Below are 14,988 nucleotides of genomic sequence, written 5' to 3' on the forward strand. Positions count from 1 at the left end.
CACGGTGACCTTTCTCCTCACCGATCTCGAAGGTTCCACGCGCCTATGGGAACAGAATCCCGACGCGATGAGAGCGGCGATGGTTCGCCACGACGAACTATTAGAGAAGTCCATCGCTGCGCACGACGGTTACGTGTTCGCCCGAATGGGCGACGGGATGGCGGCCGCGTTCGCCACCGCCGGCGATGCCGTCAAGGCGGCGATCAGTTTTCAGCGTGCGCTGGCCGACGAGACGTGGGGTCCGGCCAGCCCATTGAGGGCTCGCATCGGGTTACACACCGATGAGGGCATCGTCGTCAACGACAATAACTACGTCAGCCAGCCGGTCAACCGCGCTGCACGGTTGATGGCGGCCGCGCACGGTGGGCAGATCGTGCTGTCCGGAGCAACGGAAGCTCTTGTCCGCGAAGAGCTTCCGCAAGGTCGGTGGCTGACGGATCTTGGTGAACATCGCCTGCGCGACCTCGGCCGTCCGCTGCGGGTCTATCAGCTCAGTTCCGCCGATCTATCCGAGGAGTTCCCGCCGCTACGCAGTCTCGACGCCTTCCCCGGAAACCTACCGCCCCAGGTCAGCTCTTTCGTCGGACGTCAAGCCGAGGCCCGACGGGTAGCCTCCGCGCTGGAGGCCTCCCGTGTCGTCACACTCACGGGTGTCGGCGGTGTTGGCAAGACCCGCATGGCAATTCAAGTTGCCGCCGAATTGTTGCCGCGATTTCGTGAAGGGGCGTGGCTGGTGGAGCTAGCGCCGATACGAGATCCCGAAGGTGTCATCGAGGCGGTCGCAGCCGCATTCCGGCTATCGCGGCGGCCGGGACAGTCTCTTGAGGAGTCGCTGCTCGAGATGTTGGCCAACAAGCAGCTCCTGCTGGTGTTGGACAACTGCGAGCATCTGATCAGCCCGGCAGCCAAGTTCGTTACGCGTATCGAGAGGGAGTGCCCAGGGATCGTGGTGCTCGCCACCAGCCGCGAGGGACTCGCGGTCGATGGAGAGCAACTGATCGCGTTGCCTCCGTTGGAAACCGGCATGCCCAGCGACGATCTCGAGCGTCTGATGGCCACCGATGCCGTCAGCCTTTTTGTCGACCGGGCTCGGCACGTCAAGGCGGATTTCGCGTTGACTCACGACAACGCACGGGCGGTCGTGGAAGTTTGTCAACGGCTCGACGGTGTGCCCCTGGCGATCGAGCTAGCGGCCGCACGGGTGATCGCGTTGGGTCCTGCTGAGCTCGCCCGGCGTCTGGACCGCCGCTTCCAAGTACTGGCTGGCGGACGACGCGGGGCGGTCGAGCGCCACGCGACGCTACGCGCCGCGATCGACTGGTCCTACGAGTTGCTGACCCCCGCCGAACAGTGGCTGCTGATCCGCATGGCGGTGTTCTCTGGTGGCTGCACCCTCGAAGCGATCGAGGAGGTGTGCAGCGGCGATTCCGTTGATCGCGAAGTTATTTTGGATCTGGTCACCGGTCTGGTCACGCGGTCGCTGGTGGTGGCCGAAGACAGCGCTGCAGGCACCCGATTCCGGCTGCTGGAGACCATCCGCCAATACGGCGAAGAGAAGCTCGCCAAATCCGGTGAGATCGGGGCATTGCTGATCGCCCATGCCGGCTTCTACGCGGACCTATCCGCGCGCGCGTCCCAGTATTACTACGGCCCTGACCAACTCGCGTGGGCGACTCGGATCAACTTCGAGCGCGACAACACCCGTGCGGCACTCGCCACCGCCGTGGATACCGCGAACGCGGCCATGGCGGTGCGGATGTTGGCCAACCATCCGCACCACCATGGCTACGGCGGTACAGGCGAGGTATTCGAGATTCCGGCGTGGGGGACCGTCATCGATATGCCGGGTGCCCGCGACGAGCCCGGATATCCTCACGTGCTGATGGCGGCGGCCTGGCAGGCCTACCTGCGAGGCGACTACGACCAAGCCGACGGCTTGCGGCGCCAAGCGGTCGAAATCGACACGCCGCATACCAACATCACGGGCCGCCCCCGCGTCGAAGTGGACGGGCACAATCTGACGGCCATGGCGTCGCTGGCCGCGGGCGACTATGCCGCTGCCGTTGTCGCCTACCAGCGCGGTGCCGAACTCGCCGCGGCCGACGGCTTTCCGGGTCTTGCGGCCATCAACATCGCCATCGGTGTGAACACCGCACTGCTCGGCGGCGGCGACGTAGAGAATTCGGCCGAAGCAGCCGAGAAGGCGGTCAAGCTGGCCAGAGGGTCCGGTATGCACGCGGCGATCGTCATCAGCCTCAACACACTCGCCATGGCGCTGGTCGACGACGATCCGCGACGTTCCCGCGCCCTCCTGAACGAGAGCAACGACCGTAGTACCACGCCGGCTGAGTCGAGCCCGACCGGAGTGCTGACCGCATGCTTGGCGGCTGCCCGGCTCGCCGACTGGGACCTGACACTCGCATTGGCCGCTCGGTCGATGCAATTGGAGCGCTGGGTGATGGCTCCGCTACAGGTCGCCCCATGCCTGGCATTGTGCGCACGCGCGCTGGCCGAGCGGCGACCAGAAGCGGCCGGCGTGCTGCAGGGCGCGGCGTACAGCGCGTTCCGGCGTGCGGCCGCCGACGCGGGGAGCAGGCAACGCGAAGCAGCCGCCCCGGTCGGCCCCAACGCCAACTTCGTACTCAGCGCACTGCACGACGTCGGCGATATCGTCGCGACCTCGCTCGGCGCAGAGCGTGCACGCGAACTTCGCGGTACCGGAAACACGATGAGCATGGACGAGGCGATCACATTCGCGCTCAACCACATTGACCCAAGGTCGAGGAACGAAATGTGAATGCGCAGGCGCCGTCGGGCACAGTCACATTCCTCCTCACCGACCTAGAGGGATCCACCCGGGCATGGGAGCAAGACCCCAACGCAATGCGCCCTGCGATGGTGCGGCACGATGAGCTCTTGGAGCAGGCGTTTGCCGCTAACAACGGCTACGTGTTCTCACGCATGGGGGATGGGATGGCGGTCGCGTTTGCGACGGCGGGCGATGCCATCGTGGCAGCCTTGGCGATCAAAGAGACTCTTGCAGCGGAGAACTGGGCCACGGCTTCTACGTTGAAGGCCCGCATCGGACTGCACACGGCGGAGGCTGTCATCGTCGATGACACGGGATACGCCAACCTACCGATCAATCGCTGCGCGCGATTGATGGCCGCAGCCCACGGCGGACAAATCGTCATCTCGGGTGCTACCGAAGCTCTTGTGCGGGGCGACCTACCCGCTGGGACTGAGCTACTTGACCTCGGTGAACATCGCCTTCGCGATTTGGGTAGTCCCATAAGGGTTTTCCAGTTATCGCCAAAAAGCCAATATGAAGATTTTCCCCCTCTTCGGAGTGTCGATTCGTTCCCGGGAAATCTGCCCGCCCAGGTCAGCTCCTTTATCGGTCGACAAACCGAGGTTTCTCGCGTCGCCGCCGCGCTTGACGACTCGCGTGCGGTGACCGTCACCGGTGTCGGCGGAGTCGGCAAGACGCGCTTGGCAATCCAGGTCGCCGCGGATCTTCTACCCCGATATCGGGAGGGAGTGTGGCTCGTCGAGCTCGCGCCCGTGACTGAGCAATCCGGTGTCGCTGAGGCCGTCGCCGAGGTCGTCCATCCGCTCGGTAGGTCCGGTCAGTCGCTCGAGGACAGCCTCATCGAGACCCTTTCACAGAAGCAACTCTTGTTGGTGCTGGACAATTGCGAGCATGTGCTTGTCCCGGTGGCGCATCTCGTCAGCCGCATCGAGCAGTCGTGTCCTGAGGTCGCCGTGCTGGCCACGAGCCGAGAAGGGATGGCGATCGACGGCGAACAACTGATCGCCCTACCGCCGCTGGCCGCGGGGCAGCCAGACGACGACATCGACTACCTCATACACACCGATGCGGTGAGCCTTTTCGTCGAGCGGGCCCGAAAGGTCAAGGCTGATTTTGCGTTGAACGACAACAATTCCCGCTCGGTGGTCGAGATCTGTCAACGACTTGACGGCGTGCCACTCGCCATCGAATTGGCCGCAGCGCGCGTCATCGCGTTGAGTCCCACCGATCTACTGCGCCGACTTGATCGACGTTTCGAGTTGCTTGCCGGTGGACGTCGGGGAGCGGTGGGTCGTCATGCGACCCTGAGGGCTGCGATCGACTGGTCGTACGAACTCCTCGATACTGCCGAGCAGCGAATGCTGGCTCGCCTCTCGGTGTTCTCCGGTGGCGCCACACTCGAGGCAATCGAGGACGTGTGCAGTGGCGACCCTGTCGAGCGCAGCGAAGCGCTGGATCTGGCCACCAGCCTCGTCTCACGATCGCTGGTAATCGCCGAAGAACATGCCACGGGCATGCGCTACCGGCTCTTGGAAACTATCCGGCAGTACAGCGAGGAACGGCTCGCAGGTTACGGCGAGATCGCGGCACTTCGAGCCGCGCACACCGGTTTCTATGCCGATCTGTTGACAGAAGCCGCAACGGGGACACACATACTGCTTGGTCTTGCGCCGTCCCAGACGGGCCTCTGGCTGGCCGATGCTATCGGTCAAATCGGTGTTGAGCGCGAGAACATCCGGTCCGCACTGGCGAATGCCATCGAGGCGGTCGACGTCGCTCGGGCCATCCAGATCGTGGCCAACCATCCCCACCGCGACCGAGCCAACGCGAGCCGGATCGGCCAGATATGGCTGGTGCCGGCTTCGCGTGTCATCGACCTGCCCGGCGCGGCTGAACATCCCGACTACCCCCGGGTTTTGATGGTCTCGGCGTACGAAGCTCTCGACACTGGCGACCAGGAACGGGCCAGTGAACTCTGTCGGAAAGCACTGGAGGCGGCAAGCAACCGGGCCACCCCACTGAAGGGGCAACCGATCGAGATCGATGTCTTCACTCTCAAGGCCGAGGAAGCACTCGCAGCGGGCGCCTATACCGACGCCGTCACCACTTATGAACGTGCCGCCGAGCTCGCACAAACGTCCGGGTTTCCGGGGACCGCCGCCATCGTGCTTGCCTACAGCGTGACCGGAGCATTGATCGGTGGCATGGACCTCGAGCAAGCGACGGCAAGGGCCCAAGAGGCGATAACCCTAGCCCGTCAAACCGCTCTTCCGGGCGCGATCGTGATCGCACTAAACGCCGTGGCGATGGCGCTCGCTGACCGCGACCCGGAGCAGGCGCGAGCCTGTCTACAGGAAAGCGTTGAGCTCAGTACCACGCCCGGACAGGAGATCGCCGCGAGCTTCATCACCGCATCTCTAGCCGCCGTACGACTCCGCGACTGGAACCTCACCCTCTCCATGACAGGCCGGGCGATGCTCATGTACCGCGGCATCATGAACCCGCTACATACCGCGCCTTGTCTTGTTGCTTGTGCGCGTGCATTGGCCGAAACCCGGCCCGACGTCGGCGGCGTACTGATTGCCGCCGCGTTTACCAACTTTCGCCGCTGGGCCCCCTCCGACGGCACCGCACCGCCGACGGCATCGGGAGGTTCTGCCCGCGGCGTCATCTCCGAAACGCTGCGCGAGACGAGTGCAATCGTGGAAACAGCACTCGGACGTGATCGCGCGCTCGAACTGCGCAGAGCCGGCTCCGCCATGGGCTTGGACGAAGCAGTGGCCTTCGCCCTCGACAACATCGACCCGAAACTCGTCACCGGACCGATCGCTAGCATCGACGTGTGAAAATCGACCCTCGCCCCACCGCAGACCTCGTCGACGACATCGGCCCCGACGTCCGCAGCTGCGATCTGCAGTTCCGTCAGTTCGGTGGGCGGTCCGAGTTCGCCGGGCCGATCACCACGGTGCAGTGCTTCGAGGACAACGCGCTGCTGAAATCCATACTCTCCGAACCGGGTAACGGCGGCGTGCTCGTCATCGACGGCGGCGGCTCGTTGCACGCCGCGCTCGTCGGCGACGTCATCGCCGGCCTTGGCGTCGACAACGGCTGGGCGGGAATCATCATCAACGGTTCCGTCCGCGACGCAGCGACACTGCGAACTCTCGACATCGGGGTCAAAGCGCTGGGCACCAACCCACGCAAGAGCAGCAAGGACGGCGACGGCCAGCGCGACGTCACCGTCGAGTTCGGTGGAGTCGCGTTCGCCCCCGGCGAGATCGCCTACAGCGACGACGACGGCATCGTCGTCGTCGCCAGCGAAGAAACCTAAGCCGAGGCCGTCACCGGCGCACGGTGTTTCGAGAACTTCAGCGCTTCGTCATCGACCTTGCCACGCCGGATCAGGCGTAGATCCAGCAGGTAGTTCTGCTTGAGCCGCCACGGTGCGACGTGTCCTGCCTTGGGGAGATAGTCCAGCGCGCGCAGCACGTAGCCAGGCGTGAACTCCATCAGCGGGCGCTCGTCGACGCTGTTGCCGGGATGCTGCGGTTCCACGGTGTCGAGGCCCCTCGCATCCATGTAATTGATGACCCGGCAGACGAACTCCGACACCAGATCGGCCTTGAGCGTCCACGACGCGTTGGTGTACCCGATGGTGAACGCCATGTTCGGCATGTGGGTCAACATCATGCCCTTGTAGGCCATGGTGTCGTTGAGCTCAATCGGCACGCCGTTACGCGAGATCTGTGCGCCGCCGAAGAGCTGCAGGTTCAAACCCGTTGCGGTGACGATGATGTCAGCTTCCAGCACCTCGCCAGAGACCAGCTTGATCCCGGACTTGGTGAACCGCTCAATCTTGTCGGTGACGACGTCGGCCCGGCCCTTCTTGATGGTCTTGAAGAGATCGCCGTTGGGCGCCAGGCACAACCGCTCGTCCCACGGGTTGTAATTCGGGCCAAAATGCTTCTGCACGTCGTAACCCTCGGGCAAGCGGCGCTTGGCCATGGTCATCAGCTGCTTGCGCATGAAATCCGGGAAGCGACGGCTGATCCGGTACTGCGCCGACTGGAACAGGATGCTCTTCCACCGGTTCAGCACATACGCCGGCTTCTCGGGCAGCACCTTGTTGGTCTGCACCGTGAACGGGTCGACGTCGGGCAGCGAGCCGATGTAAGTCGGCGAGCGCTGCAGCATGGTCACGTGGCCGGCACCCGAATTAGCAAGCGCCGGAATCAGAGTCACGGCGGTGGCGCCGCTGCCGATCACGACGATCTTCTTGCCCGTGTAGTCGAGGTCCTCGGGCCAGTGCTGCGGGTGAATGATTGTGCCCTCGAAGTCTTCGCGGCCGGGGAACTCCGGGGTGTAACCCTCGTCGTAGTTGTAGTAACCGCTCGCGGCGAACAGGAAGGACGCCGTGATCTCGCGCTCCTCGCCGTCGGTCTCGACCCGGACGGTCCAGTGGTTGTCGGCGTCGGACCAGTCGGCGCCAAGGACGCGGTGTCCGTACCGGATGTGCTTGTCGATGCCGTACTCGGCGACCGTCTCCTTCAGATAGGACATGATCGACGGCCCGTCGGCGATCGCCTTCTCCGACGTCCACGGCTTGAAGCGGAAGCCGAGGGTGAACATGTCGGAGTCCGAGCGGATGCCGGGGTACTTGAACAGGTCCCAGGTGCCGCCGAGATTCTCACGACGCTCCAGGATCGCGTAGCTCTTGGTCGGGCAGCGGTCCTGTAGGTGCCAGGCGGCGCTGATGCCGGAGATACCGGCTCCCACGATGACGACGTCGAGGTGTTCGCTCATGGTACCGGAGCGTATCAACGGCGTGTCGAGATAGTCAACAGTGTGTTGAAAAAGTCGACATTGTGTAGACTCACTATCCGTGACCACCGCCAACCGGGCCTCTGTCTCCCGCGCCCGCCGATCGACCCGACCCTCGGGCGACGACCGTGAACAGGCGATACTCACAACTCTGGAGCGCCTGCTCGAACAGCGTCCACTGGCCGAGATATCTGTCGACGACCTGGCCAAAGGCGCTGGACTGTCACGCCCGACGTTCTACTTCTACTTTCCGTCGAAGGACGCGGTGTTGTTGACGCTCTTCGAGCGGGTCCTCGCCGAGGCCGACGCGACGTTCGAGGGCCGGGCCGACGACTACGCCGTTGACCCCGCCGGCGTCTGGCGCGACGGCATCTATGCGTTCTTTGCGCCGCTGCGCGCTCATGTTGCCGTTACGCTCGCCGGCGTCGCGGCGACGACGTCCAACGCAGAGATGCGCGAACTCTGGTCGATCTTCATGCAGAAATGGGTTGACCGCACCGCCGCCGTCATCACCGCCGAACGTGCCCGCGGCGCTGCGCCGGACACCGTTCCAGCCCAGGACCTGGCCACCGCACTGAACCTGATGAACGAGCGAACGATGTTCGCCTCATACACGGGCCAGCGTCCGTCCATCGCCGAAGACGCGGCGCTGGACGCCCTCGTGCACGTCTGGGTTACAAGCATCTACGGCAAGGCCGCGCACTAGTCGCACCGCGATGCGAACATATGTTCGTGTCCCGGGTTGGATCGACGGCTCGGCCGTCGGCCGCCAGCATCCTGCACGCTGACCTCGACTCGTTCTACGCATCGGTCGAGCAGCGTGACGATCCCGCGCTGCGCGGCCGGCCGGTGATCGTCGGCGGTGGTGTCGTGCTGGCCGCCAGCTATGAGGCCAAGGCTTACGGCGTGCGAACCGCGATGGGCGGACGCCAGGCCCGCGGGCTGTGTCCGCACGCGATCGTCGTGCCGCCGCGGATGGCGGCGTACTCCGAAGCCAGCCGCGCGGTGTTCGAGGTGTTCCATGACACCTCGCCTATCGTCGAACCGCTGAGCGTCGACGAGGCGTTCATCGACGTCTCCGGCCTGCTGCGGGTTTCCGGCACACCGGTCGAGATCGGCACCCAACTGCGCACCGCGGTGCGCGACCGCGTGGGCCTCCCGATCACCGTCGGCATCGCCCGCACCAAGTTCCTGGCCAAGGTCGCCAGCCAAGAGGGGAAACCCGATGGCCTGCTGCTAGTTCCGCCCGACCGCGAACTCGCCTTCCTGCATCCACTGCCGGTGCGACGACTGTGGGGTGTCGGCGCCAAGACCGCCGAGAAATTGCACGCCCACGGAATCGAAACGGTGGCCGACGTCGCCGAACTATCGGAGTCGACGCTGGCGTCGTTGGTCGGCGGCGCCATGGGCTACCGGTTGTTCGCGCTGTCCCGCAACATCGACCGGCGCCGGGTCGTGACGGGCGTGCGACGCCGTTCGGTCGGCGCGCAGCGCGCCCTGGGCAGGCGCGGCAACACCATGTCCGCCGCGGAGGTCGACGCTGTCGTGGTCAACCTCATCGATCGCATCACGCGCCGGATGCGCAAGGCCGGACGCACCGGCCGAACGGTGGTGCTGCGCCTGCGTTTCGACGACTTCGGCCGCGCGACCCGGTCCCACACCATGCCGCGGGCGACGGCGTCGACCGACATGATTCTCGACGCCGCACGCTCACTCGTCGCGGCGGCCGCCCCACTGATCGCCGAACGCGGCCTCACGCTCGTGGGCTTCGCGGTCTCCAATATCGACCGTGACGGCGCCCAGCAGCTGGAGCTCCCGTTTCCACCCGCACCCACCCATGACGTCATCGCGCTGGACGACGCCGTCGACCGGGTACGGCAGCGCTACGGAAACGGCGCTGTGATGCGCGGCGTACTTCTCGGGCGCGATCCGGGACTCGAAATGCCGCTCCTGCCGGATTAGCGAATTGAGTAATCTCACTCAGCCGCCGACACGCCTGCCGCGACAGGCTGGCACCATGAACCCTTTGAATGCCCCTTCGAAGAACACCGCAGCATTCTTTCTGCAGGCCGCCATCGCATTCGGCGTCAGCCTCCTCGGGGTGCTCGGCGGCATCGTCTTCCTGCCATTGGACATGTGGCAACGGATGTTCCTGGCCATGACCGTGCTGTTCCTGGTAACCAGCGCCTTCACCCTGGCGAAGGTCATCCGTGATCAGGAGGAGGCCGCCACCATTCGCGTGCGGCTCGACGAAGCGAGAATCGAAAAGCTTCTGGCAGAACATAATCCGTTCACGACGAGCTGACGTCCTAGGACGACGTCCACGCCAGCAGCTTTTCCGCCGGCCACGTGTTGACGATCCTCTCGGCCGGCACCCCCGCGTCCAGCGCGCGCTGTGCGCCGTAGCCGAGAAATTCGAGTTGCCCCGGTGCGTGCGAATCGGTGTCGATGGAGAACACACAGCCGATCTCGAGGGCGAGGTTCAGCAGCCGAGTCGGCGGATCGCGTCGCTCGGGCCGCGAGTTGATCTCGACGGCGGTGCCGTTCTCGCGGCACGCCGTGAACACCTTCTCGGCGTCGAACTTCGATTCGGGACGCATGCCGCGGCCGCCGGTCACCAGTCGACCGGTGCAGTGGCCCAGCACGTCGGTGTGGGGGTTCGCCACTGCAGTCAGCATGCGACGGGTCATCGACGGCGCATCCATGGCCAGCTTGGAATGCACACTCGCCACCACGACATCGAGGCGCTCCAGCAGCTCGTCCTCCTGATCCAGCGACCCGTCGTCGAGGATGTCGACCTCGATACCGGTGAGGATGCGCATCGGCGCGACCATGTCGCGGATCTCGTCGATCACGTCGAGCTGCTCGCGCAGCCGCTCAGGCGAAAGACCGTTGGCGATCCGCAACCGAGGCGAGTGGTCGGTCAGCGCGCAGTATTCGTGGCCCAAATCCCTTGCCGCCAGCATCATCTCCTCGATCGGCGCTGAACCGTCAGACCAATTCGAGTGCACGTGCAGATCACCACGCAACGCGGAGCGGATATCGCCGCCCCCGAGATCGGTTGCATTCGAGCGCAATCCGACGAGGACGTCGGGTTCGCGACCCGCCCAGGCCTGTGCGATCACCTTGGCGGTCTTGGGTCCCACTCCGGACAGCGACTGCCAGCTGTTCGCCGCACCGTGGCGCTCACGCTCGGCTTCCGAGAGTCCCTCGACGACGTTCGCGGCGTTCCGGTACGCCATCACCCGGCGGGGATCTTCACGCGCCCTGTCCTTGTAGTACGCAATCTGGCGCAGGGCGGTGACCGGATCCATGTTGTCAGTGTGCCCGGTCAGGGCACGCGCCACGCAGGGTCTCGACCCGTCATCCCGACGATACGATCCAGCACCGGGGCATCGTCGGCGACCGGCACGGCACGCTCGAACAGGCCCTCGACCGGCTCCTCCGCGGCGAACTGCGCAACGTGCGGTACCACCGCGTCGGCCGTGGCGGTGTCGATGTCGTAGGGCTGGCCGGTGGCCCGCGCCAGATCCCACCCGTGCACCACCACTTCCGTCAGCGCGACCATGCCCGCCACCTCACCGGGAAAGTCGACACCACCGGCGCGGCTCATACCCTCCCAGGCCGCCGGATCGCCGAATGCCGCCGCCAGCTCATCGAGGCGCTGCGGGTACGCGGTGCGCCAGTCGTCGTCGAGCGCTGCGTCGAACGTCGGCGGTGTGTCGGTCAACGGTCCGAAGTCCTTACGCGCCGCCGCGGTGAAGGCCAGAGCCAGGCCACCGATGTGCGCTACCAGTTCATCGACGGGCAGCTTCTCGCACGGGGTAGATGCGGTCAGCTGATCGTCAGTCACGTTCGCCAACACCTGGGCTGTGCGTTGGCAGGCTGAGGTCATATCGATCATGTCCGTACTGACCGCACTGATGCCCGGAACTCATCGCTAGCCGCGCGGCTCCGTCGCACCCTGAACCAACGCCGACACCTGGTTCTCGGTGCCGCCTGCGAAGAACAGCATCTCGTCACCGGCCTCGAGCACGTCGTCCGGCTTCGGGAACACGATCCCGCTCTCCCGGATCACAATCGCCAGCGCGGTGTTCTCCGGTAGCGGCAGATCCCGCATCCGCTGGCCGACCAGCGGATCGCCCTCCGGCAGCGTCAGTTTCGCCAAGCTCACCTGTCCTTGGCGGAGCCCCATCAACCGCACGACGTGTCCGATGTCGATGGCGCCCTCGATGGCCGCGACCAGGGCGGCGGGAGCCGAGACGGCGACGTCGACACCCCAGGCCTCGGTGAACAGCCACGCATTGCGCATGTCGTTGACGCGCGCCACCACCCGATCCACGCCGAACTCGGTCTTGGCCAGCAGCGATGCCGTGAGATTCACCTTGTCGTCGCCGGTCGCGGCGATCACCACATCGCACGTCTGGATCCCCGCATCCTCCAGCGAGGTCAGCTCGCACGCGTCGGCCAGCAGCCAATCGGCTTCCGGCACGGTGTGCGGTTCGTAGTGGCGGACGTTGTGTTCGATCAGCAGCACCTTGTGGCCATAGCCCAGCAGTTCCTGCGCGACGGATCGGCCGATCGCCCCGGCGCCGGCGATGCCGATACGCATCTTCGGTCGATCATCGGCACGGCCCGACTCCTCGGTGGTTCGCCGCCTCAATCGGAACACCGCTTCATCGTCGCACCTGACCATCGCGCTGGCGGCCGTGGTAGGTGTTTTACTGCACCTCAAGAGCACACCGCCGGCGTCCGAACGGGAATGAAATGACCTTGCAGCAGCTGTATCTGGTGCTGCTGGCCGGTGGGCTCGTGCTATTGGCCAGCATCGTCGCCACCCGGGCGGCCAGCCGGGTGGGGCTGCCCAGCCTGCTGCTGTTCCTCGGCGTCGGCGTCATCGTCGGCGAGGACGGGCTCGGCCTGCACTTCGACAACTATCTGCTCGCCGACCACCTTGGGACGGTCGCGCTCGCGATCATCCTTGTGGAGGGCGGTCTGACGACCCGGTTCTCCGACGTGCGCAAGGTGCTGGCGCCCGCTGGGGTGCTGGCCACCGTCGGCGTCGCGCTCAGCACGGCGATCACCGCGGCGGGCGCCCACCTGCTGCTCGGTATCGACTGGCAGCTGGCAGTACTACTCGGCGCCGTCGTGTCCGTCACCGACGCCGCCGCGGTGTTCTCGGTGCTCCGCGTGGTCCCGCTGCCTCGCCGAGTGGCCGGTCTTCTCGAGGCCGAGTCCGGTTTCAACGACGCACCCGCCGTCATCCTCGTGCTGATGTTCAGCGTGACGCCGCTCGAGTTGTCCGCGGGACACGCGCTCGCCCAAGTGGCTTACGAGTTGGTGGTCGGCGCAGCGATCGGGTTGGGCTGCGGATTTCTGGGCTCAATCGCGCTGCGCCACATCGCACTTCCCGCGTCCGGCCTGTATCCACTGGCGACGTTCGGTCTCGGCATGGTCGCGTTCGCCGCCGGCGGTAGTGCCCATGCCAGCGGCTTCCTCGCCTGCTATCTGGCGGCCGTCGTGCTCGCCAACACCGGGCTTCCGCACCGTGCCGCGACGCGGTCGTTCGCGGAGGGACTCGGCTGGCTGGCGCAGATCGGCCTGTTCGTCTTGCTCGGCCTGCTCGTCGATCCCAGCGATCTGGGCGCTGAGCTGGCGGCGGGGATCGTGATCGGCCTCGTCCTGCTCCTGATCGCCAGGCCGCTGTCGGTGTTCGTCTCCCTGGTCTGGTTCCGGATCCCCTGGCGCGAGCAGGTGTTCATATCGTGGGCCGGCCTGCGCGGCGCGGTGCCGATCGTCCTCGCGACGTTCCCGATCGTCGGGGGTGTGCAGGACAGCGTCCGCATCCTGAACATCGTCTTCATCCTGGTGGTGGTCTACACCCTGGTTCAGGGGCCCAGCCTGCACTTCCTCGCGCACCGCCTGGGTCTCATCCCGAAGGAGGCCACCCGCGAGCTTCAGGTCGAGGCGGCGCCGCTCGACGTGCTCGATGCCGAGCTGCTGACGATGACGGTGCAGGACCCTTCGCGGCTGCACAACGTCACGGTTCTGGAGCTGCGACTACCCGATCCCAGCGTGATCACGTTGATCATTCGCAACGGTCATACGTTCGTCCCACAGCCCGATACCCGTATCGCGGTCGGCGATGAGCTGCTTATCGTCACCACCACCAAGACCAGGGCCGCCGCCGAACGCCGGCTTCGCGCGGTGAGCCGACGGGGCAAGCTGGCGCACTGGTTCGGCGAATTCGGCGAAGTCGAATAACTGACCGGAGCCGGACTGACAGGAATCCGGACTACGGTGGATCTACGTGAGATTCGCATTCAAGACTTCCCCGCAGAACACCACCTGGGCCGACATGCTGGCCGTCTGGAAAGCCGCCGACGACATCGAGGTCTACGAGTCCGGCTGGACTTTCGATCACTTCTATCCGATCTTCTCCGACTCCACCGGGCCGTGCCTTGAGGGCTGGGTCACGCTCACTGCGCTGGCCCAGGCAACGCAGCGGCTGCGGGTCGGTGTGCTCGTCACCGGCATTCACTATCGACACCCCGCCGTGCTCGCCAACATGGCTGCGGCACTGGACATCGTCTCGAACGGACGCCTGGAACTCGGTATCGGTGCAGGCTGGAACGAGGAGGAATCCGGCGCCTACGGCATCGAACTCGGCTCGATCAGGGAACGCTTTGACAGGTTCGAGGAAGCGTGCGAGGTCCTGACGAGTCTGCTCTCGAAAGAGACGACGACGTTCGACGGAAAGTTCTATCAGCTCAAGGACGCTCGCAACGAGCCCAAAGGCCCGCAACAACCGCACCCGCCCATCTGCATCGGCGGCAGCGGCGAGAAACGCACGCTCAAGATCACCGCCCGCTATGCGCAGCACTGGAATTTCGTCGGCGGTCCGCCGGAGGAGTTCGCCCGCAAGCGCGACGTACTCGCCGGACACTGCGCAGACATCGGCCGGGATCCCAAAGAGATCATGCTGTCCGCCCATGTGCGGCTGGGCGAGGACCGCGACTACAGCCGGGTCGTCGAGGAAGCCGCCGGCCTCGGCAAGGAGGGCTTGGACTTGGCGATCATCTACCTGCCGCCGCCATATGACCCCGCCGTGCTGGAACCGCTCGCCAACGAGATCAGGGGGTCGGGACTGCTGGACAGCAAAGATTAGAGGGGGTAACGGGAAGATAACGATTCGGCAAAGGGTGGATCACGGGGCGCTCAGCGGCGCCCGCGGCGGTAACGGAATTCGCTAGACGCCGAAGCGGAGGAGTTCGTCCGCGGTGATCAGCCGCTCGGCTTTGGCCGGGAACTCGCGGCTCTTCAGAGGATGTCGGAACAGTGACCAGGCGATTCGA

The 14,988-nt window shown here is 65.4% G+C and carries 12 protein-coding genes; 8 read left to right on the top strand and 4 right to left on the bottom strand.

Going from position 1 to position 14,988, the window contains the following annotated elements; all coding sequences use genetic code 11:
- The first annotated feature begins 4 nt into the window (after window positions 1-4).
- From ACIA48_RS00775 to rraA, 3 genes are read left to right on the top strand one after another with little or no spacing between them, the layout of a single operon-like run.
- Window positions 5-2,797: an adenylate/guanylate cyclase domain-containing protein gene (locus ACIA48_RS00775; protein WP_396726641.1), complete on the top strand. Its 2,793-nt coding sequence runs from the start codon at window positions 5-7 to the stop codon at window positions 2,795-2,797.
- Entirely contained in the window at window positions 2,794-5,658 is a 2,865-nt protein-coding gene (locus ACIA48_RS00780; RefSeq protein ID WP_396726644.1) for an ATP-binding protein, read from the top strand. The genes ACIA48_RS00775 and ACIA48_RS00780 overlap by 4 nt, the downstream gene beginning before the upstream one ends.
- Window positions 5,655-6,143 (top strand): ribonuclease E activity regulator RraA, encoded by a 489-nt coding sequence (rraA, locus tag ACIA48_RS00785; protein ID WP_396726647.1) that lies wholly within the window; start codon window positions 5,655-5,657, stop codon window positions 6,141-6,143. Before ACIA48_RS00780 ends, rraA begins: the two co-directional genes overlap by 4 nt.
- Here rraA and ACIA48_RS00790 read toward each other — a convergent pair.
- Window positions 6,140-7,615 (bottom strand): flavin-containing monooxygenase, encoded by a 1,476-nt coding sequence (locus ACIA48_RS00790; protein ID WP_396726650.1) that lies wholly within the window; start codon window positions 7,613-7,615, stop codon window positions 6,140-6,142. The genes rraA and ACIA48_RS00790 overlap by 4 nt on opposite strands.
- A 79-nt stretch (window positions 7,616-7,694) precedes the next feature.
- Here ACIA48_RS00790 and ACIA48_RS00795 point away from each other — a divergent pair, with 79 nt between their 5' ends.
- Genes ACIA48_RS00795 through ACIA48_RS00805 form a run of 3 tightly spaced genes read left to right on the top strand, consistent with a single transcriptional unit; the run spans window position 7,695 to window position 9,938 of the window.
- The gene (locus ACIA48_RS00795) at window positions 7,695-8,339 is read left to right on the top strand and encodes a TetR/AcrR family transcriptional regulator (RefSeq protein WP_396726653.1); all 645 of its coding nucleotides are present in this window, start codon (window positions 7,695-7,697) and stop codon (window positions 8,337-8,339) included.
- A 20-nt stretch (window positions 8,340-8,359) separates the two neighbouring features.
- Window positions 8,360-9,595: a DNA polymerase IV gene (dinB, locus tag ACIA48_RS00800; protein WP_396726655.1), complete on the top strand. Its 1,236-nt coding sequence runs from the start codon at window positions 8,360-8,362 to the stop codon at window positions 9,593-9,595.
- A 55-nt stretch (window positions 9,596-9,650) separates the two neighbouring features.
- Complete coding sequence (locus ACIA48_RS00805; RefSeq protein ID WP_396726658.1) at window positions 9,651-9,938, top strand: YiaA/YiaB family inner membrane protein; 288 nt, start codon at window positions 9,651-9,653, stop codon at window positions 9,936-9,938.
- Between the two features lie 4 nt (window positions 9,939-9,942).
- Here ACIA48_RS00805 and ACIA48_RS00810 read toward each other — a convergent pair whose 3' ends face one another.
- The 3 genes from ACIA48_RS00810 to ACIA48_RS00820 are packed head-to-tail and all read right to left on the bottom strand — an operon-like array spanning window position 9,943 to window position 12,245.
- The gene (locus tag ACIA48_RS00810) at window positions 9,943-10,947 is read right to left on the bottom strand and encodes a PHP domain-containing protein (protein WP_396726660.1); all 1,005 of its coding nucleotides are present in this window, start codon (window positions 10,945-10,947) and stop codon (window positions 9,943-9,945) included.
- A gap of 17 nt (window positions 10,948-10,964) precedes the next feature.
- Entirely contained in the window at window positions 10,965-11,537 is a 573-nt protein-coding gene (locus ACIA48_RS00815; RefSeq protein WP_396726663.1) for a TIGR03086 family metal-binding protein, read from the bottom strand.
- A gap of 36 nt (window positions 11,538-11,573) precedes the next feature.
- Window positions 11,574-12,245, bottom strand: coding sequence for a potassium channel family protein (locus ACIA48_RS00820; RefSeq protein WP_396728422.1), 672 nt, complete (start codon window positions 12,243-12,245; stop codon window positions 11,574-11,576).
- A gap of 155 nt (window positions 12,246-12,400) precedes the next feature.
- On the opposite strand from ACIA48_RS00820, the gene ACIA48_RS00825 reads away from it, so the two are divergent.
- Both ACIA48_RS00825 and ACIA48_RS00830 read left to right on the top strand, forming a co-directional pair.
- Complete coding sequence (locus ACIA48_RS00825; protein ID WP_396726666.1) at window positions 12,401-13,897, top strand: potassium/proton antiporter; 1,497 nt, start codon at window positions 12,401-12,403, stop codon at window positions 13,895-13,897.
- A gap of 46 nt (window positions 13,898-13,943) precedes the next feature.
- A complete protein-coding gene (locus ACIA48_RS00830; RefSeq protein WP_396726668.1) occupies window positions 13,944-14,801 on the top strand; it encodes an LLM class F420-dependent oxidoreductase in 858 nt (285 codons plus the stop codon).
- Window positions 14,802-14,988: the final 187 nt, after the last annotated feature.

The organism is Mycobacterium sp. NPDC051804, from assembly GCF_044452905.1.
Lineage (GTDB): Bacteria > Actinomycetota > Actinomycetes > Mycobacteriales > Mycobacteriaceae > Mycobacterium.

Coding starts and splice junctions, on each gene's coding strand:
- ACIA48_RS00790 (WP_396726650.1), bottom strand. CDS start 7,615: ATGAGCGAACACCTCGACGTCGTCATCGTGGGAGCCGGTATCTCCGGC.
- dinB (WP_396726655.1), top strand. CDS start 8,360: ATGTTCGTGTCCCGGGTTGGATCGACGGCTCGGCCGTCGGCCGCCAGC.
- ACIA48_RS00805 (WP_396726658.1), top strand. CDS start 9,651: ATGAACCCTTTGAATGCCCCTTCGAAGAACACCGCAGCATTCTTTCTG.
- ACIA48_RS00810 (WP_396726660.1), bottom strand. CDS start 10,947: ATGGATCCGGTCACCGCCCTGCGCCAGATTGCGTACTACAAGGACAGG.
- ACIA48_RS00815 (WP_396726663.1), bottom strand. CDS start 11,537: ATGATCGATATGACCTCAGCCTGCCAACGCACAGCCCAGGTGTTGGCG.
- ACIA48_RS00820 (WP_396728422.1), bottom strand. CDS start 12,245: ATGCGTATCGGCATCGCCGGCGCCGGGGCGATCGGCCGATCCGTCGCG.
- ACIA48_RS00825 (WP_396726666.1), top strand. CDS start 12,401: ATGACCTTGCAGCAGCTGTATCTGGTGCTGCTGGCCGGTGGGCTCGTG.